A 17,680-nucleotide genomic window follows, 5' to 3' on the forward strand; every position below is an offset into this window, starting at 1 on the left:
CGGCCTGTCCCGTACTCCGAGACGTGCGACCTGCCCCCACCCAGCGTCCACCGGGTGCGCGGATGACGCGGGCGGGCCCGCATGGTAACGGGCGCCGGTCGCGCCGGGTCGTCCGGCGGGCGGCCGTGGTGCCCCTTCGGGCGCCGACACAGCGCAGCGCTCGAGTGAGACGTCAGATCCCCGTGTCGCACGATTCCGAACCGCAGCCCGTCACCGCCTATCCCGGAGGCCCCCTGAACGGGGCCCTGAAGCCGCCGGGTGACAAGTCGATCTCGCACCGGGCGATGATCCTGGGTCTGCTCGCCATCGGCGAGACGCGGGTCGAGGGGCTTCTGGAGGGGGACGACGTGCTGCGCACCGCCGCCGCCGCCAAGGCGCTGGGGGCTCAGGTCACTCGTGAAGGCGAGGGCCGCTGGCGGATCGTCGGCGTCGGCATCGGCGGGATGCAGGATCCGGCCGACGTGCTCGATTTCGGCAATGCCGGCACCGGCTCGCGGCTGATGATGGGCGTGGTCGGGGGGCAGCCCGTCACCGCGACCTTCGACGGCGATGCCAGCCTCCGCAAGCGGCCGATGCGGCGCATCCTCGATCCGATCCTGAAGATGGGCGCGCAGATCGTGTCCGAGGCCGAGGGCGGGCGCGTGCCGCTGACCTTGAAGGGCCCGCGCGAGGCGATCCCGATCCGCTACGAGCTGCCGGTCGCCTCGGCGCAGATCAAGTCGGCGGTGCTGCTTGCCGGGCTCAACGCGCCGGGCACCACCACCGTCATCGAAAAGGCCGCCTCGCGCGACCATACCGAGCGGATGCTGCGCCTGTTCGGGGCGGAGGTCGGCGTGACGCCATCGGGCGAGGGCGGCCATGGCCGGACGGTGACGCTGACCGGCCAGCCGACCCTGCGCGGCACCGACGTGATCGTGCCCGCCGATCCGTCCTCGGCCGCCTTCCCGCTGGTCGCGGCGCTGGTCGTGCCGGGCTCGGAGGTGACCTTGCGCGGCGTGATGATGAACCCGCTGCGCACCGGACTCATGACCACTCTGATCGAGATGGGCGCCGACATCGAGCGCCTCGACGAGCGCGAGGAGGGGGGCGAGACGGTGGCGGACCTGCGGGTGCGCGCGAGTCGCCTGCGCGGCGTCGACGTACCGGCCGAGCGGGCCCCTTCGATGATCGACGAATATCCGATCCTTGCGGTCGCCGCGGCCTTCGCCGAGGGCACGACCCGGATGAACGGATTGCACGAATTGCGGGTCAAAGAATCCGATCGGCTCGCGGCGGTCGCGGCCGGCCTCGCGGCCAACGGCGTCACTCACGCGGTGGAGGGCGACGACCTGATCGTGACGGGCCGCGGCGAGCCGCCCGCGGGCGGCGGCACGGTCGCGACCCATCTCGATCACCGGATCGCCATGGCTTTCCTCGTCATGGGCCTCGCCGCGAGGCGGCCCGTCGCCGTGGATGACGGGGCGATGATCGCCACGAGCTTCCCGAGCTTCCGGCCGACCATGCTGGCGCTCGGCGCCCGCATCGAGGACGGGGCCGCGGCATGATCTCGGATGATAGCGCCGTGCAGCGAAACGGCCCCCTCGTCATCGCCATCGACGGCCCGGCCGCCTCGGGCAAGGGCACGCTCGCAAAGCGCCTCGCCCTGCATTACGGGCTGCCGCATCTCGATACCGGCCTGCTCTATCGCGCCGTCGCGCTCACCCTGATCGACGAGGGCACCGACCTCGACGATACGGCGGCGGCCGCGCGGGCCGCCTCCGCCCTCTCGGCCGAGCGGCTCTCCGATCCCCGCCTGCGGGAACGGGCGATGGGCGAGGCGGCCTCGCGGGTCTCCTCGGTGCCGGAGGTGCGCGCCGCCCTGCTGTCCTGGCAGCGGCGCTTCGCCGAGGGCGCGGAGGGCGCGGTGCTCGACGGGCGCGACATCGGCACGGTGGTCTGCCCCGAGGCACGGGTGAAGCTGTTCATCATCGCCGCGCCGGAAGAGCGGGCGCGGCGGCGGCATCGCGAACTGCTCGGACGCGGCGAGGAGACGACGCTCGCCGCGATCCTTGCCGACATTCGGGCCCGCGATGCCCGCGATTCGAGCCGCGCCGCCGCCCCGCTGAAGGCCGCCGAGGATGCGGTCGTGCTCGATACGACCGAACTCGATGCCGAGGCCGCCTTTGCCGAGGCGGTCGCCATCGTCGAGCGCCTGAAGGCCGCCTGACGGACTCCTCGCCTCACGTCTCTGCGCCCAGCCACGCGTCGACGCGCGCGGCCAGCGCCTGCGGATCACCGGACAGGTGCAGCCGCTTGGTGCGGGAGGTCTCGCCGGAGACGAGCGTCACCTCGGTCCTGCGCAGTCCGAGGCTCTTGGCGATGAAGGCGGTGAGGGCCGCATTGGCGGCACCCTCGACCGGCGGCGCTGCCACGCGCAGGCAGAGGACCGGACGCCCGTCGGGCTCCGTGCGAACGCCGTCGAGGCCGGTGCGGCTGGCCCGCGGCGTCAGTCGCACCGCGAGAACGAGGCCGTCCGGATCCGGGGTGAAGGGCTTGTGCATCGGAAGGTCTCGCCGACGCCGTCTCCCGACTGGCACCGAGACGGCTGTCGCCCCCTCTGCCCTCCGTCGCGCCCGGATACCAGCCGGACGCCGACCGTCTCGGCCCCTTTGGCTCCGTTCTCGCCGTATCGGAACGGTCGTGACGAGCGGAAGTCAGCGGTGTGCCGGTGACGCCTCCGCCGAACGTTCGCTTCGCCAGCGAAGCGGTTCACGCCATCGTGATATCGAGCTGGCCGCCGCCTCAGGCCGGTGGGCGTCTTATGCCTTTCGTGCTGTTCCTGGCATCCGGGTTGCGCTCGCCCGAGACAGCGCAACTTGAGGGCAGAAAATCCTGCATCGCATGGACGATGTCCCGAATTTTTCCCTGAGTTGGGTGCGGGCCCATCGTAGCAAGATTTAACTTTTGTGGTTTTTGGATCGTCCCAACGCGTTTCGTTGGAACCGACGATGCCCGACCGCCGCCACGACGCCGACATCATGTACCGCCTGCTCGTCCAGGGGGTGACGGACTATGCGATCTACATGCTGTGTCCGGACGGCACCGTCGCGAATTGGAACGTGGGAGCGCAGCGCGCGACGGGCTACGCGGCCGACGAGATCGTAGGGCACAACTTCGCCTGCTTCTACACACCGGAGGATCGCGCCGCGGGCCTGCCCGAGCGAGGTCTCCGGACGGCGCGGCAGGACGGCCGGTTCGAGGCGGAGGGCTGGCGCCTGCGCAAGGACGGCTCCCGCTTCTGGGCCCACGTCGTCATCGATGCGATCCACGACGACGATGGCCGTTTCATCGGCTTCGCGAAGGTCACGCGCGATCGCACCGAGGGGCGGGCCAACACCCTGAAGCTCGATTCGGCCCTCGACAACCTCGACCTCGCCATGTCCAACATGGCCCAGGGCCTGTGTCTCATCGACGGCGACGAGCGCATTGTGCTCGCCAACCAGCGGATGCACGAGATGCTCGCGCTTCCGGGCAGCGAGCCGCTGTCGGGGGCTGGGATACGGGCTGTGCTGTCCGAGGCGCTTGGCGAGACGGCCGCTCTTCTCTTCCTGCGCGACCACCTGCGACCCGACCTCGACCTTCAGGCGCCCGCGATGTCCGAGATCGTGCATCAGGAGCAGGTCCTGTCCGTCACGACCCGGCGCCTCGCCGCCGGGGGATGGGTCTCGACCTTCGCCGACGTCACGGAGCGACGCCGGTTCGAGAACCAGATCCGGCACCTCGCCCAGCACGATCCTCTGACAGATCTCGCTAACCGCGCGACGCTCCAACACGCCCTGACGGAGACGCTCGCGTCCGAGGCATGGGGGAACTGCGCCGTCTTCCACATCGACCTCGACCGCTTCAAACCGATCAACGACACATTCGGGCATGCGATCGGTGATCAACTCCTCCAAGAAGTCGCGCGGCGCCTGCAGCGGACGGTGCGTGCGCAGGACGTCATCGCGCGCCTCGGCGGCGACGGGTTCGCGCTGATCCTCAGACCCGTCGACCCCCTTCGGCTACCGGACACGGCCCGGCAGCTCCTGGAGGTTCTCAACCAGCCTTACACGGTCAAGAAGCTGCCGATCCGGATCGGTGCCAGCATCGGCATCGCCGTCCCGGCACTGGGCGAGCGCGATCCCGACATCCTTCTGCGCAACGCCGACCTCGCCCTCTCCGACGCCAAGAACGAGGGCCGGAACCGCTACAGCTTCTACGACTCGGCGATGGGGGAAAGCGCCGCGGCCCGGGCGAGCCTGGAGGCCGACCTGAACCGCGCCGTCGAGCGGCGGGAATTCGTCCTGCACTACCAGCCGATCGTGCGCGCCCGCACCGGCGCGACCATCGGCTTCGAAGCGCTGCTGCGCTGGCCCCAGCCGGATGGGAGGGCGATGTCGCCGGCGGACTTCGTCCCGGTGGCCGAGGAGGCCGGGCTGATGCTCGAAATCGGCGCGTGGATCCTGGTGGAGGCCTGCCGCGAAGCGGCGACCTGGCCCGCGCATCTCACCGTGGCGGTCAATGTCTCGGCGACGCAGCTGCGCAGCGGGCTCTTCATCGACGCCGTCGAGCGGGCGCTCGCCGCGAGTGGTCTGCCGCCGCACCGGTTGGAGATCGAGATCACCGAGACGGCGGTGCTCCAGAACCGCGAATTGGCCCTCAGCCTGCTCCAGCGTCTGAGGGCCCTGGGGGTGATGATCGCGCTCGATGATTTCGGCACCGGCTACTCGTCGCTGAGCTTCGTCCACACCTTCCCGCTCACCCGCCTCAAGATCGACCGGAGCTTCGTCCGGGGGCTCGGACTGGATCCGCAATCGACGGCGATCGTGCGGGCGATCATCGGCCTGTCGCGCAGCCTCGGCCTCGCGGTGACCGCGGAGGGCGTGGAGACGGAGGAGCAGCGCCGACTGCTCGCGAAGGAGCGGGGTCTCGACCTGCAGGGCTACCTGCTCGGCCGCCCGGAGCGCGTCGCGCGCCTCCCTCATCGTCTCGAGCCTGGCCTCGAACGGCGCAGACCCGCACGGCGGGTTGCGTCGCCCGAAGACGGCGCGGCCAAGGTCGAGGACCATCCGGAGGCGGCCTGACGGCGGCCGTTCCCACGCCTTCACACGCGAAGGGCCCGTCGCCCATTTGATGGGTCGGCGCCGACGCCGTCACATCGCTTCCTGACGTGCGACTTACCGGACTTGGCACGAATGACCTGAAGCCGGCCGAGCCCGAATGCTTGAACTCGGCCGTCGAGATGAAGATCAGTTGTGCGCAATATACGGTGCAAGGCCTGTCAAGGCGCGGAGAACGGACTTGGATGCGCTTGCGCCGTCCGGGACGGGCTGATAGCGGATGGTACGCTGCCGGTTTAGCTCAGTTGGTAGAGCAACCGCCTTGTAAGCGGTAGGTCGCGAGTTCGAGTCCCGCAACCGGCACCATCGGACTTCCCCGACAGAGTGATCGAACCCGAAGCCTCACCACAATCGTGATCGGTGGTGGACCGCCTGTCCGTGCTGCGGGCGGAGACTTCGGTCACAGCCAATCCCCTGACACGGCATTGGATTCGAAAGACGCACCCCGCTTTTCACAGTTCTAAAGTTTGTAACGAATGATAGTGCATTCGAAGGGGCTTTGAGGCTCTGTTTCATTGCAGCGGACCTGCCCAGCCTTGAGTGAGGGCAGTCATCCGGATGGGGCATTCGGGCGTATGCACACTTCGCTGAGTTTCACGCCGCCCGATCTGCAGGAGGCGCGGCTCGGAACAGTGCGCCACCGCTACGTTTTCTATATTCCCGGTTACGATCCCGAGGCGCGGACGCGCTACCGGTTGCTGTTCGTGCGGGAATGGGCCCGATACACCAAGCGGTTCGGCGGCGGAAAGCGGGACATCTCCTGCGCCCGACTGAGCCAGGACGGGCTGGTCCAGAGCTGGACCGTGAGTGCTCCGGAGCAGGGCGAGGGGGCCGAGACCCGGTACGACGTGCTGCTGTGGGACGATCTCGTCGCCCGCGACTTCGCCCGATCCCGCTTCGTCAGCGTCGCCCTGCTCGTCGTGGGCACGCTGCAGACGATCCTGAACGGATTGATGTTCCGCTTCTACCGGCTGAACTGGAAATACGGGAACGTCATCCTCTACCCGTTCGTGATGGTCATCCTCCTCGCGGCGTTGTCCGTCGCCATCGGGCTCACGGTGCATGCCTATCTCGGCGACCGGTTCGGCCACAGCCTCGGTCTGCCGCTCTGGCTCTCGCTGCCGCTGGGCGTCGTCGCGGGCATCGTCTGGATCAAGGCGATCGAAGCCTTCCTGAACCGCGTCTTCTTCTGGCAGCTCCTGAACGATTGGGTGTTCAACTGGCAGCATGGCCAGGGCTGGCGGCCGGATTACGAGCGGCGTCTCGACGCGTTTGCCGAACACGTCCTGTCCTCGCTCGCGGCACGGGCAGAGGCCGGGCAGCCGACTGACGAGGTGATGATCGTCGGCCATTCCTCCGGCGGGCTGACCGCGGCCGAGGTCGCGGCCCGGGTGCTCGCCCGCGACCCGTCGATCGGCGCCTCGGGCCCGAACCTGTCGCTGGCGACGCTGGGGTCCGGATTGCCGCTCGTGGCGATGCAGCCCGCCGCCGCGCGTCTGCGGGCCGAGATCGCGCGCCTCGTCACGGAACGGCGCGTCGTGTGGTGCGACTTCCACGCTCCCCAGGACTGGATGAATTTTCCGGGCTTCAATCCGCAGCACGATCTCAAGCTCCGCCTGTGCGGGCAGCCGGTCGCCAATCCCCTCGTGCGCTCGGCCCGCTTCCGCGACTTGCTGTGTCCGGAGACCTACGAGCGGGTGCGCTTTCGCCCGTTCCGGATGCATTTCCAGTTCCTGCTCGCCAACGAGCGGCCGGGCGCCTACGATTTCTTCGCGATGACCCTGGGCCCGCGGCGGCTGCGCGAGCAGGTGCTCGCCCCCGTCGCGTGCCACGAACCTGAGCCCGCCGTTCCGCTCTGATCCGAACGCTCGTCTCCGCGGGTGACGAGCGCGAACCGGTCGTGAGGTCGATGCGCGTCTTAGCCGTTGCCGTCGGCAGCCACGGAGATGTCCTGCCGCTCCTCGCCATCGCGACCGAGTTGCGGCGGCGCGGGCACGCGGTCACCCTGGCGGCGCCCGCCCCCTTCGCCGCCATGGCGGCGCGGGCAGACCTCCCGTTCTTTGCCCTCGGAACGGAGGAGGATTACCGCCGCGCCGCGGCCGAGACCGGCCTCTGGCGTCCCTGGCGCGGCGTCAGGCTGATGTTCCGCCACGTCTCCGTCCTCACGGAGCCGACCTATGCCTGGCTCGCCGGGAACGCGCGGCCCGGCGAGAGCGTCGTGCTCGCCTCGACGCTGGCGCTCGGAGCCCGGGTGGCGCAGGAGAAGCTCGGGCTGGACGTCATCACCGTGCATCTCATGCCGCTGCTCGCCGGCAGCCGCACCGATCCTCCGATCCTGCCCGGTCTTCCGCTTCCCGATAGCGTGCCGGCGCGGTTTCGGCACTGGATCGGGCGCGGCGCGGACCGCTTCGTCATCGGGCCCGCCGCCCTGCCGGCCCTGAACGCATTTCGTGCCAGCCTGGACCTGCCGCCGGTGCACCGCCTCCGCCGCTGGTGGAGCAGCCCGCAACGCGTCCTGTTCACCTTCCCCAGATGGTACGCCGCGCCGCAGCCGCACCGGATTCCGCAGGCGCAGCAGGTCGGCTTCCCGCTCGCCGATCGCTTCGGCGACGTCGCCGAGCCGTCGGCGGCCCTGACCCGCTTCCTCGACGAGGGGCCGCCACCGCTCGCCTTCACCTACGGTTCGGCCATGTCCCGGAGTCAGGCCTTCTTCCGCACCGCGCTGCGGGTCTGCACTGGGCTCGGGCGCCGCGGCATCCTCCTGGCGCCGCAAGGCGGGCAGGTGCCGACGGACCTGCCCGCGAGCGTGCTGCACGTGCCCTATGCCCCGTTCAGCCGGGTGCTGCCCCGTTGCGCCGCGCTCGTCCATCATGGCGGGATCGGCACCGTCGCGCAGGCGCTTGCGGCCGGCATCCCGCAACTGGTCGTCCCCGTCGCCTACGATCACTTCGACGAGGCGCGCTGGCTGCGGCGGCTCGGCGTCGGCGCCGCCCTGAGCCAGCGCCGCTTCACTCCGGCCCGCGCCGCGCCCACGCTGCGCCGGTTGCTCAGCGATCCCCGTGTCGCCCAGGCCTGCACCGCCGCCAAGCTGCGGATGGCGCAGGAGGACGGCGTCGTCGAGGCCTGCGACGCGGTGGAGACCTTCATCCGGACGGCTCGGCGGCCGGACGGTTGACCCCGGCGACGATCCACCCGAGCCTCGGGCGGGAATGGGTCGTCACAGCGAGAACCGATCCACTTCCTCCAGCAGCCGTACGAAGGTGCGCGCGCCATGGTCGAGCGCGGCCTCGCCCGCTTCCGCCGTGCCGAGGCGGGCATCGCCCAGGGCGCCGGACGCGTGGAGGTCCTCCGTCTTCCAGGCGAAGGCCGCCGGACGGCCGGCGCGCAGGAGCGAGAAGTCGTCCGCCATCGCCACCGTGCGGGGCGCGAAGTTTTCGATCCGGCCCTGCCGCACGAGGTCGGGTCGCAGCGCCAGCATCAGCGCGGTCTCGAGGCCACCCGCATGGATGCCGTGACGGATCTCGTCGGCCGGGAACAGGCCCTCGGGCAGGCCGAGGCGGCTCCACGAGGTCGTCACCGCGACCATGCCGTGGCGGCCGCGCAGCTCGCCCGCCACGAGGTCGATGAGGGCGCTGTTGCCGCCGTGGGAGGAGACGATCACGAGCTTCGTGCAGCCCGCCCGATGCAGGCTCGCGCCGATCTCGGTCCAGGCGGCGAGCGCGGTCGCGGCGGTCAGGGTGAGGGTTCCGGGAAAGGAATCGTGCTCGTCCGACTTGCCGATCGCCTGGACGGGCAGGAGCAGCACGTCGAGCGCCGCCGGCACCAGCCGCGACACCCGCTGCAGATAGCCCTCGGCGATCAGGGTGTCGGTGCCGAGCGGCAGGTGCGGTCCGTGCTGCTCCACCGCGGCGACCGGAAGCACCGCGATGGCGCGGCTCATGTCGCGGGCGCGGACCTCTGCGGTCGTGAGGTCGAGCCAGGATCGCGCCGGCATGCTGTCGTCTCCGTTGTCGCAGTTATCGCAGGCCCAGGGGTGCGCGGGGCCCTGACGCTTCCGGTCTCAACCGCTCGTTAGTCAAGATGTCTCATGTCTTGGCGGACCATGTCCGTGGCGGGCGTCGAACCTCCGTGAACGAAAATCCTCCGAATCGGCCCCCCATGATGCCGCCCGTAGCGTCTGCTGCGGACGGGGATCCGGCCGAGGCGATGCGCGCGGAACTGGCCCGCCTGCGGGAGATGCTGGAGCAGAACTCGGACTGGATCTGGGAGGTGGACGCGCAGGGGCGCTACACCTACGCCTCGCGCCAATGCATCGCCCTGCTCGGCCGCGAGCCGGAGGAGGTGCTGGGCTGCACGCCGTTCGATTTCATGCCCCCCGACGAGGCCGAGCGGATCGGCCGGATCTTCGGCGCCATCGCCGCCGAGCGGCGGCCTTTCGCCCAGCTCCTCAACCGCAACCTGCGCAAGGACGGCAGCCTCGTCGTCCTGGAAACCAGGGCGTGCCGCTACTCGACCGGGACGGCACCTTGCTCGGCTATCGCGGCATCGATCGCGACGTCACCGAGCGGGAGTCGGTGAACGAGCGGCTCCGCCACATCGCCCGGCACGACGACCTCACCGGTCTGCCGAACCGGATGTACCTGCGCGAGCATCTCGCCGGACGCCTGGCCGCCGGGCAGCGGCCCGGCGTCATCAGCCTCGATCTCGACGGCTTCAAGCCGATCAACGATCGTTTGGGCCACCCTGCGGGCGACTGCGTCCTGACGGAGATCGGCCGCCGGCTTGCGGATTTGGCGGCCGAGCACAGCGTGTTCGCCGCCCGGCCCGGGGGCGATGAATTCGTCCTGATCCTGCCGGAGAGTGCGGCGCTATCGTCCGTGGCGGTTCGTGCGGCTCTCGCCGCGCCCATCGCGCTGGCTGCCGGGACCGTGCGCGTGAGCGCCAGTCTCGGCCTCGCCCGCCCAGAGGGACCGCACGACACGGTCGATGCCGTGCTGGCGCGAGCCGACCGTGCCCTCTACGACGCCAAGGAGGCGGCGAAGAACGGGGCGATAGAGGCCGCCCGGCAGACCTCCGTCAGCGGCGACGGCTGAAGAGCCAACCGAGCCCGAAGGCGGTCGCCGCGACCAGGGCCAGCGTGGTGCCGCGGTTCTCGTCGGCCCGGATGGCGAGTTCGCGGCCGCGTCGGTTCGCCTCGTCACGGAGATGACGCCCGCGGGTACGGGCCTCCTGATGCAGGCGGTGGCCGCGGGAGGCCGCCTCGTCGGCGAGGCGGTAGCCGTCCTCGTAGAGGTGTTCGGCCCGGTCGCGGGTCCGGCCGTAGGCCGCCTGCGCCACGCCCGCGACCTGCTCGTAGGCGCCCTCGACCTGGGGACGGGCGCGGCCCTTGACGGCACCGAGCGCGGTGCGGCCGCGGCCCTTGAGGTTGCGCAGACCGCCCTCGATCTGGTCCCGGTTCATGAGACATTCCTTTTGAGCGAAATGGTTGTGTCGAGACCGCCTTTCGGTCCTGTCCCGAAACGAAGAAGCCGCACCCGGTCGGGTGCGGCTCCGGCCGTCGGATTCCGGTTGGAAAGGTCCTTGCGGGGTGGCTCCTTAGAGCTTGCGCTTCACCGCATCCGCGGCGTCCTTGACACCCTGCTTGGCGCCGCCGACGGCGCGCTGGGCCTGGCCTTCCACTTCCTGCGCCTTGCCCTCGGCCTGCAGCTTCTCGTTGCCGGTCACCTTGCCGACGCTCTGCTTGACGTTGCCGGCGACCTCGTTGGTGGCGCCCTTGATCTTGTCGGTCGTGCTGCTCATGGCGTCTCTCCGTTCCTTGACGCGCGCCGGTTCGCGGCGCTCTCGGCAAGCTGAACGGATCCCCCCGGCGCTTGGTTCCACTCCTATGATAAGGCGTGTCCGTCCGCACACGTCCCTCAAAATGCATTCATTTTGCCCGGACGTTCAAAAAATATCTGCGCAACGGCCAAATATTTTCCTGTCAGAGCTTAGGCCGCGAGCGGTTACGTATGCCGTATCCAAAATTACAATATGGCAAAGCCGGGCAGCCGTCCCGGCCCGCCAAGAAAATGTGAGATCAGGGACCGCTTCATGGCCGTTCAAGCCGCCGATCCATTGCCGGGTGCCAGTGCCTATTCCGCTTCGCGAGCCGATTCGCCCGTAGGCGGGCGCTGGGGACAGCTCATCCTCGGCGTGCTGTGCATGTCGATGATCGCCAACCTCCAGTACGGCTGGACCCTGTTCGTCAACCCGATCAACGACAAGTACCAGTGGGGCAAGCCAGCGATCCAGGTCGCCTTCACGATCTTCGTCCTGACGGAGACCTGGCTCGTTCCGATCGAGGGCTGGTTCGTCGACAAGTACGGCCCGAAGGTCGTCACCCTGTTCGGCGGTGCGCTCTGCGCCATCGGCTGGGCGATGAACTCGGTCGCCGACTCCCTGTGGTTCCTGTATCTGGCCGCCGCCATCAGCGGCATCGGCGCGGGCGCGGTCTACGGCACCTGTGTCGGCAACGCCCTCAAGTGGTTCCCGGACCGCCGTGGTCTGGCCGCCGGCCTCACCGCCGCGGGCTTCGGCGCGGGCTCGGCGCTGACCGTCATCCCGATCGCCGCGATGATCCGCGACAGCGGCTACGAGCAGACCTTCCTCGCCTTCGGCCTCGGCCAGGGCATCGTCGTGATGGTCGCCGCCCTGCTGCTGTCCTCGCCGAGCGCTGCCTACAAGGACCGGATGCTCGCCGGCCGTGTCTCGCCGAATGCGACGAGCCGCCGCCAGTACTCCTCCGCCGAGATGGTGCGCACACCGATCTTCTGGCTGATGTACGCGATGTTCGTGATGATGGCCGCCGGCGGCCTGATGGCGACCGCCTCGCTCGCCCCGATCGCCAAGGACTTCCAGGTCGACACGATCCCGGTCTCGCTGATGGGCCTGACCCTGCCGGCACTCACCTTCGCGCTCACCATCGACCGGGTGCTCAACGGCGTGACCCGGCCGGTCTTCGGCTGGATCTCCGACCGGATCGGGCGTGAGAACACCATGTTCTTCGCCTTCATGATCGAGGGTGCGGGCATTCTGGCGCTCGGCATGTTCGCCCACTCGCCGATGGCCTTCGTGCTGCTCACCGGCCTCGTCTTCTTCGCCTGGGGCGAGATCTACTCGCTGTTCCCCTCGACCTGCGCCGACACCTACGGCGACAAGAACGCCACCGCCAATGCCGGCCTGCTCTACACCGCCAAGGGCACGGCCTCGCTGATGCTGCCCGCCTTCCTGGCGATCCAGACCGCGACCGGCTCCTGGCAGAACGTGTTCTATCTCGCCTCCGGCATGGCCTTCGTCGCCGGCTTCCTCGCGATCTTCGTGCTGAAGCCGATGCGCGCCCGCTTCGTCGCCCGCAACCAGTGAGGAGTGAGGCCGTGACGCACTGGATCGGCTTCACCCGCGACGGCGAGACCGGCTTCGGCCGGCTCGACGGCGAGCGGATCGAGGTTCGCGAGGGGGACCTCTTCGGCGAGAACAGGCCGACGGGGCAGGTGTTGCCGCTCGCGGAAGTGAGCGTCGGCCTGCCCTGCCGCCCCTCCAAGATGATCGCCCTGTGGAACAATTTCGGGGGGCTGATGGAGAAGCAGGGGCTGTCCCGACCCGAGGCGCCCCTGTTCCTGATCAAGCCCGCCAATACCTATCGTCCCTCCGGCGCGGTGGTGGCGGTGCCGGAAGCATCCGGCCGGGCGCTCTACGAGGGCGAGCTCGGCATCGTGATCGGCCGGGTGCCCGGCAAGACCGCCCGCGACCTCACCGAAGAGGAGGCCGCAAGCCACGTGTTCGGTTTCACCTGCGTGAACGACGTCACCTCCGCCGCGATCCTCAAGGCGGATGCGAGCTTCACGCAGTGGACCCGCGCCAAGGGCCTCGACGGCTTCGGCCCGTTCGGCCCGGTGATCGCCACCGGGCTCGATCCGGAGGCGTTGACCGTGCGGACCCTGGTGAACGGGCGCGAGCGGCAGAGTTTTCCGATCAGCGACATGCTGATCCCGGTTCCCCGGCTCGTGGCTCAGCTCTCGCAGGGGCTGACGCTGGAGCCGGGCGACGTGATCGCCTGCGGCACCTCGGTGGGATCGGGACCGATCCCGAAGGGTGCCACGGTCGAGGTCGTGATCGAGGGCATCGGAACGCTCAGCAATCGTTTCGAATAGGCGAAACTCAAGCAAAAGCGGTCTCCGCGGGCGGACGAAATCGGCCGGATCGGCGTTCTAGGAAGCGACGTTTCAAGGCTTGGCCGGCGGAGCGGTAACGGCAGCACGGGTGAGAGACATGAGCATCGCGATCGTCGGCGCCGGCGCCATCGGCGGTTATCTCGGAGTCAGGCTGGCGGAGGCCGGCGAGGACGTCACCTTCATCGCCCGCTCCAACGCGGCGGCGATCCAGGCGGACGGCATGCGCCTGATCGAGGAGGACGGCACCGAGATTCACTCGAAATCGGTCAAGGCGACCCGCTCCATGCAGGAGGCGGGCGTCCACGAGGTCGTCCTGCTGACCGTGAAGGCGCACCAAGTCGGCCCGATCGCCGCCGATCTCAAGCACCTGATCGGTCCCGATACCGTCGTGGTGACGATGCAGAACGGCATCCCGTGGTGGTACTTCATGGGCGGTCACGGCGGTGAATATGCCGGGACGCGGCTGGAGAGCGCCGATCCCGGCGGGCTCATCGCCGACAACCTCGACCCCAAGCACGTCATCGGATCGGTGGTCTATCCGGCCACCGTGCTGACCGATCCCGGCACGGTGAAGGTGATCGAGGGCAACCGCTTCGGTCTCGGCGAACTCGACGGTTCGAAGTCGGAGCGGGTGCTCGCCCTGTCGCAGCGGCTGGCCAAGGCGGGCTTCCGTGCGCCGGTGACCAGCGACATCCGTGCCGAGATCTGGCTCAAGCTGTGGGGCAATCTCAGCTTCAACCCGATCTCCGCGCTCACCCACGCGACGCTGGAGGACATCTGCCGCTTCCCCGACACCCGGGCGATCGCCGCCGAGATGATGCGCGAGGCCGAGATCATCGCGAACCGGCTCGGCGTCACCTTCCGGCTCGGCATCGACAAGCGCATCGCCGGCGCCGAGAAGGTCGGCCCGCACAAGACCTCGATGCTGCAGGACGTCGAGGCCGGCCGCCCGATCGAGTTGGAGGCGCTGGTCGGCTCGGTGATCGAGCTCGGCCGCCTCACCGGCACGCCGACCCCGCACATCGACACCGTCTTCGCCCTGATGCGGCTGCTGGCCCAGAGCCTGGAGCGCGCCCAGGGCCGCCTCGCGATCCAGGGAGCGTGAGGATGCTTCTGCCCGAGACTTCCGCCCTTCCCCCCACCGACTCCAAGGAGGCCAGCGTGGCCGCGACGACTCTTCACGAGCTGATCCAGGCCGGCGCCGACGCGGCTCCCGCCTTGTCGAGCCCCGGCGGCGTGCCGCTGACGTTCCAGGCCCTGCGGGCGCTGACCGAGCGCACGATCGCCAGTCTCAACGCCCGCGGCATCGGGCGCGGCGACCGGGTTGCGATCGTGCTGCCGAACGGCCCGGAGATGGCGGCGGCCTTCATCGCGGTGGCCGCCGGCACCACCTCGGCGCCGCTCAACCCGAGCTACAAGGCCGACGAGTTCGAGTTCTACATGAGCGACCTCGGAGCCAAGCTCCTGCTGGTCGTCGAGGGCTCCGATTCTCCCGCGGTCGCCGTCGCGGAGAAGCTCGGCGTGTCGGTGGCCCGCCTGCGGCCGACGCCGGAGGAGGGCGCCGGCAGCTTCACGCTGCACTTCGCCGACGACGCGACGGGCGAGCCCGCTCGCGGCGGCCGGGCCGAAACGGATGACATCGCGCTGGTGCTGCACACCTCGGGCACGACCTCCCGGCCGAAGATCGTGCCGCTGACGCAGGGCAATGTCTGCGCCTCGGCGCGCAACATCCGCACCGCGCTCGCCTTCACGGCGGAGGATCGCGGCCTCAACATCATGCCGCTGTTCCACATCCACGGCCTGATCGCCGGCATCCTCGCCCCGCTCTCGGCAGGTGGCCAGGTGTCCTGCACGCCGGGCTTCAACGCGCTGAAGTTCTTCGGCTGGATGGATGAGGTGAACCCCACCTGGTACACCGGCGTGCCGACCATGCATCAGGCGATCCTGGCCCGGGCAGCGCGCAATGCGGAGATCATCGCGCGCAATCCCCTGCGCTTCATCCGCTCCTCGTCCTCGTCCCTGCCGCCGCAGGTGATGAAGGAGCTGGAGGAGACCTTCGGCGCTCCGGTGATCGAGGCCTACGGCATGACCGAGGCCGCTCACCAGATGGCCTCGAACCCGCTGCCGCCCCGGCCCCACTATGCCGGTTCGGTCGGACTCGCGGCCGGTCCCGAGATCGCTGTGGTGGATATCGACGGCGAGCCGCTGCCCGCGGGCGAGACCGGCGAGATCGTCATCCGCGGCGACAACGTGATGAAGGGCTACGAGAACAACGACAAGGCCAATGCCGAGGCCTTCACGCGGCAGGGTTGGTTCCGCACCGGCGACCAGGGCGTGCTCTCGCCGGAGGGCTACCTCTCGATCACCGGGCGCCTCAAGGAGATCATCAACCGCGGCGGCGAGAAGATCTCTCCGCGCGAGGTGGACGAGATCCTGATGGACCACCCGGCGGTCTCGCAATGCGTCACCTTTGCGGTGCCGCACGACAAGCTCGGCGAGGACGTCGCCGCCGCGATCGTCCTGCGCGAGGGCGCCGAGGCGATCGAGAAGGAGATCCGCAGTTTCGCCTCGGAGCGGCTCGCCGCCTTCAAGGTGCCGGCCAAGATCCTGATCCTCGACGAGATCCCCAAGGGCGCGACCGGGAAGCTCCAGCGCATCGGGCTGGCGCAGAAGCTCGGGCTCGCCTGAGCTTTCAGCCGGTTCCGTTGCCGGATCGCTTCGCCGACGCTCGCGACGACGGTGTGGTTTGCTTTCGCTGCAACCGCACACCATAATACGGGTGAGAGCCCGCGGGCGGCTACCCGCGAGCCCTCTTATTGGACGACGTTAGATGACGAGCCCGAGCGTGATGGTCACGGACCACTCACCGCTCGGGTTTTTCGTGACAGTGATCCGCAGGAGCGGAAACATCAGCACATCGCTCACCCCCCTTCCCGTCTGCCTACTCACGGACGGCGATCGGCTAAGTCGCCGTAAGCCCCGTAGCCGCAGGGTCGTCGTGACAGGAAGGCTCGGCGTCCAACGCCACGACTATGAGTGTGGCGAGCGGAAGTGCAATCAAAACGTTTTTTGGTTGGCTGGCGCTCGCGGAGAGTGTGCTTGTGAGCGTCTCATCCCCCAGGCCGCGATCGGGGAGGACGAGGTTGGTCGACTGCGACGGCGCTATCTGTAATGGTCCGGCGAATGGCCGACATCCTGACAGCAAAAAGGGAGCGGCACACTGGGCGCCGCCCCTCATTTGTATCGAAGCAGTGAGGAAAAATTCAGTTCCGCGCGGCCATCATGTCGTGGGACAGCACCGTGAGTTTGCCGATCAGGCTCGCCACGTCGCCGTGGGCGCAGGACCATTGCGTGCCGATGGCGCTCCCGTCGTTCGAGACCGAAACCACCGCGACCGAGCGCAGCTTGCCCTCGCGGGCGAGCTTCAGCTGATCCTGAAGCACCTCGATGATCGAGGCGACGTTCTCGTCGGCGACCGCCTCGGCGGCGGCGGCGGGGAAGGGAACCACGGTGGCGTCGTTGAGGGCGCGATCGAACTTGGACATTCAGGCAACTCGACGATGCTTGAGGGAGGTGCGGCCGAGAGGTCCGGCCTGGAGGCGGTCAACGAGAAAGGCGAGGCGATCGGGCAGAGCGCCGTCCTGATCGACGGAGAGGCGCTTGCCGATGGCGGAGGCGACACCCTTGGTCACCCGGCTGACGGTGGACCGCTCGAGGCGGGACACCGTTTGCAGTCGGTCCGTTCGGTTCGGGTCGGCGCTCGGATCAGCCATCGCTTCCTCGCTCTCGGACGATTGCACGAGGCTGATCCTGCGCGCCGCATCGCGTCATGAAAATGGCACTGCACCGGTCACGCTTGCGCATTTCCCTGGCTGTGACGTGAAAGCGACAGTCCCGACGGGCGGCCGAGCCCGGTTCAGCGCGGATCCTGCCAGCCGGAGCGCACCGGCGTGGCGGTGCCCGTGCCGCCCGTATTCATGGCGCGGGGCACCTCCGAGCGGGCGGATGCCGGCTCGGCCATGGCTGCGCGGCGCGGCGCCCGGACCGACCGGCGCAGGGCGGCGCGCCGCTTGCGGGTGGAGCGGGGACGTGCGCCGCTGTTCGAGCCGATGACGCCGCCGGCCACCGCCCCCACCACGGCACCGACCGGTCCGGCCACGAGCGCACCGGCCACGGCGCCGGCACCGACCCCCATCGCGGTCCGGTTCTCGGCCTGCGCGGGCGCGGACAATCCCGCGAGCAACGCGAGGCCGGCGCAGGCGCCGAGGCAGGTCTTTCGCATCCGGTTCGTCCCTTCGAAACGCATTTCGGGGACGCCCTTGGCCTTCGATC

The 17,680-nt window shown here is 69.3% G+C and carries 18 protein-coding genes and 1 tRNA gene; 12 read left to right on the plus strand and 7 right to left on the minus strand.

Annotated elements, in window-relative coordinates; genetic code table 11:
* Positions 1 to 182 precede the first annotated feature (182 nt).
* Positions 183 to 1,544, plus strand: coding sequence for a 3-phosphoshikimate 1-carboxyvinyltransferase (gene aroA / locus HNR01_RS22370; RefSeq protein WP_183669926.1), 1,362 nt, complete (start codon positions 183 to 185; stop codon positions 1,542 to 1,544).
* A complete protein-coding gene (cmk, locus tag HNR01_RS22375) occupies positions 1,541 to 2,206 on the plus strand; it encodes a (d)CMP kinase (RefSeq protein ID WP_153876060.1) in 666 nt (221 codons plus the stop codon). Before aroA ends, cmk begins: the two co-directional genes overlap by 4 nt.
* Before the next feature lie 13 nt (positions 2,207 to 2,219).
* Here the strand turns inward: cmk and HNR01_RS22380 are convergent, their stop codons facing one another.
* The gene (locus HNR01_RS22380; protein WP_183669928.1) at positions 2,220 to 2,540 is read right to left on the minus strand and encodes a DUF167 domain-containing protein; all 321 of its coding nucleotides are present in this window, start codon (positions 2,538 to 2,540) and stop codon (positions 2,220 to 2,222) included.
* Between the two features lie 447 nt (positions 2,541 to 2,987).
* Here HNR01_RS22380 and HNR01_RS22385 point away from each other — a divergent pair, with 447 nt between their 5' ends.
* From HNR01_RS22385 to HNR01_RS22400, 4 genes are all read left to right on the plus strand, one after another.
* On the plus strand, positions 2,988 to 5,102 hold the full coding sequence (locus HNR01_RS22385) for a putative bifunctional diguanylate cyclase/phosphodiesterase (protein WP_183669930.1): 2,115 nt from the start codon (positions 2,988 to 2,990) through the stop codon (positions 5,100 to 5,102).
* Between the two features lie 266 nt (positions 5,103 to 5,368).
* A tRNA-Thr gene (locus HNR01_RS22390) sits at positions 5,369 to 5,444 on the plus strand.
* 269 nt (positions 5,445 to 5,713) lie between these two features.
* Positions 5,714 to 6,997 carry an alpha/beta hydrolase gene (locus tag HNR01_RS22395; protein WP_183669932.1) on the plus strand — a complete coding sequence of 428 codons (1,284 nt, stop codon included), beginning with the start codon at positions 5,714 to 5,716 and terminating at the stop codon, positions 6,995 to 6,997.
* 50 nt (positions 6,998 to 7,047) lie between these two features.
* Entirely contained in the window at positions 7,048 to 8,313 is a 1,266-nt protein-coding gene (locus HNR01_RS22400) for a glycosyltransferase (protein ID WP_183669934.1), read from the plus strand.
* A 42-nt stretch (positions 8,314 to 8,355) separates the two neighbouring features.
* Here HNR01_RS22400 and HNR01_RS22405 read toward each other — a convergent pair whose 3' ends face one another.
* Complete coding sequence (locus HNR01_RS22405; protein ID WP_183669936.1) at positions 8,356 to 9,132, minus strand: creatininase family protein; 777 nt, start codon at positions 9,130 to 9,132, stop codon at positions 8,356 to 8,358.
* A 164-nt stretch (positions 9,133 to 9,296) separates the two neighbouring features.
* Between HNR01_RS22405 and HNR01_RS28175 the strand changes: the two genes are divergently transcribed.
* Together HNR01_RS28175 and HNR01_RS28180 are read left to right on the plus strand one after the other, a co-directional pair.
* Complete coding sequence (locus HNR01_RS28175) at positions 9,297 to 9,716, plus strand: PAS domain S-box protein (RefSeq protein WP_246417610.1); 420 nt, start codon at positions 9,297 to 9,299, stop codon at positions 9,714 to 9,716.
* Positions 9,638 to 10,231 carry a GGDEF domain-containing protein gene (locus HNR01_RS28180; RefSeq protein ID WP_375373203.1) on the plus strand — a complete coding sequence of 198 codons (594 nt, stop codon included), beginning with the start codon at positions 9,638 to 9,640 and terminating at the stop codon, positions 10,229 to 10,231. The genes HNR01_RS28175 and HNR01_RS28180 overlap by 79 nt, the downstream gene beginning before the upstream one ends.
* Here HNR01_RS28180 and HNR01_RS22415 read toward each other — a convergent pair.
* Together HNR01_RS22415 and HNR01_RS22420 are read right to left on the minus strand one after the other, a co-directional pair.
* The gene (locus tag HNR01_RS22415) at positions 10,215 to 10,598 is read right to left on the minus strand and encodes a CsbD family protein (RefSeq protein ID WP_183669938.1); all 384 of its coding nucleotides are present in this window, start codon (positions 10,596 to 10,598) and stop codon (positions 10,215 to 10,217) included. The two genes, HNR01_RS28180 and HNR01_RS22415, sit on opposite strands and share 17 nt — an antisense overlap.
* Positions 10,599 to 10,733: 135 nt before the next feature.
* Positions 10,734 to 10,937: a CsbD family protein gene (locus tag HNR01_RS22420; RefSeq protein ID WP_183669940.1), complete on the minus strand. Its 204-nt coding sequence runs from the start codon at positions 10,935 to 10,937 to the stop codon at positions 10,734 to 10,736.
* A gap of 291 nt (positions 10,938 to 11,228) precedes the next feature.
* Between HNR01_RS22420 and oxlT the strand changes: the two genes are divergently transcribed.
* From oxlT to HNR01_RS22440, 4 genes are all read left to right on the plus strand, one after another.
* Positions 11,229 to 12,539, plus strand: coding sequence for an oxalate/formate MFS antiporter (gene oxlT, locus HNR01_RS22425; RefSeq protein WP_026105675.1), 1,311 nt, complete (start codon positions 11,229 to 11,231; stop codon positions 12,537 to 12,539).
* 11 nt (positions 12,540 to 12,550) lie between these two features.
* Positions 12,551 to 13,327, plus strand: coding sequence for a fumarylacetoacetate hydrolase family protein (locus tag HNR01_RS22430; RefSeq protein WP_017485487.1), 777 nt, complete (start codon positions 12,551 to 12,553; stop codon positions 13,325 to 13,327).
* A gap of 118 nt (positions 13,328 to 13,445) precedes the next feature.
* Complete coding sequence (locus HNR01_RS22435) at positions 13,446 to 14,453, plus strand: 2-dehydropantoate 2-reductase (RefSeq protein WP_017485488.1); 1,008 nt, start codon at positions 13,446 to 13,448, stop codon at positions 14,451 to 14,453.
* A gap of 2 nt (positions 14,454 to 14,455) precedes the next feature.
* On the plus strand, positions 14,456 to 16,036 hold the full coding sequence (locus HNR01_RS22440; protein ID WP_183669942.1) for an acyl--CoA ligase: 1,581 nt from the start codon (positions 14,456 to 14,458) through the stop codon (positions 16,034 to 16,036).
* Between the two features lie 575 nt (positions 16,037 to 16,611).
* Here the strand turns inward: HNR01_RS22440 and HNR01_RS22445 are convergent.
* From HNR01_RS22445 to HNR01_RS22455, 3 genes are all read right to left on the minus strand, one after another.
* Entirely contained in the window at positions 16,612 to 16,893 is a 282-nt protein-coding gene (locus tag HNR01_RS22445) for a hypothetical protein (RefSeq protein WP_017485491.1), read from the minus strand.
* Positions 16,894 to 17,121 carry a hypothetical protein gene (locus HNR01_RS22450; RefSeq protein WP_153876070.1) on the minus strand — a complete coding sequence of 76 codons (228 nt, stop codon included), beginning with the start codon at positions 17,119 to 17,121 and terminating at the stop codon, positions 16,894 to 16,896.
* A gap of 143 nt (positions 17,122 to 17,264) precedes the next feature.
* Positions 17,265 to 17,630, minus strand: coding sequence for a hypothetical protein (locus HNR01_RS22455; RefSeq protein ID WP_026105676.1), 366 nt, complete (start codon positions 17,628 to 17,630; stop codon positions 17,265 to 17,267).
* Positions 17,631 to 17,680 lie beyond the last annotated feature (50 nt).

The sequence above is a fragment of the Methylorubrum rhodesianum genome (assembly GCF_014199985.1).
Taxonomy (GTDB): Bacteria; Pseudomonadota; Alphaproteobacteria; order Rhizobiales; family Beijerinckiaceae; genus Methylobacterium; species Methylobacterium rhodesianum.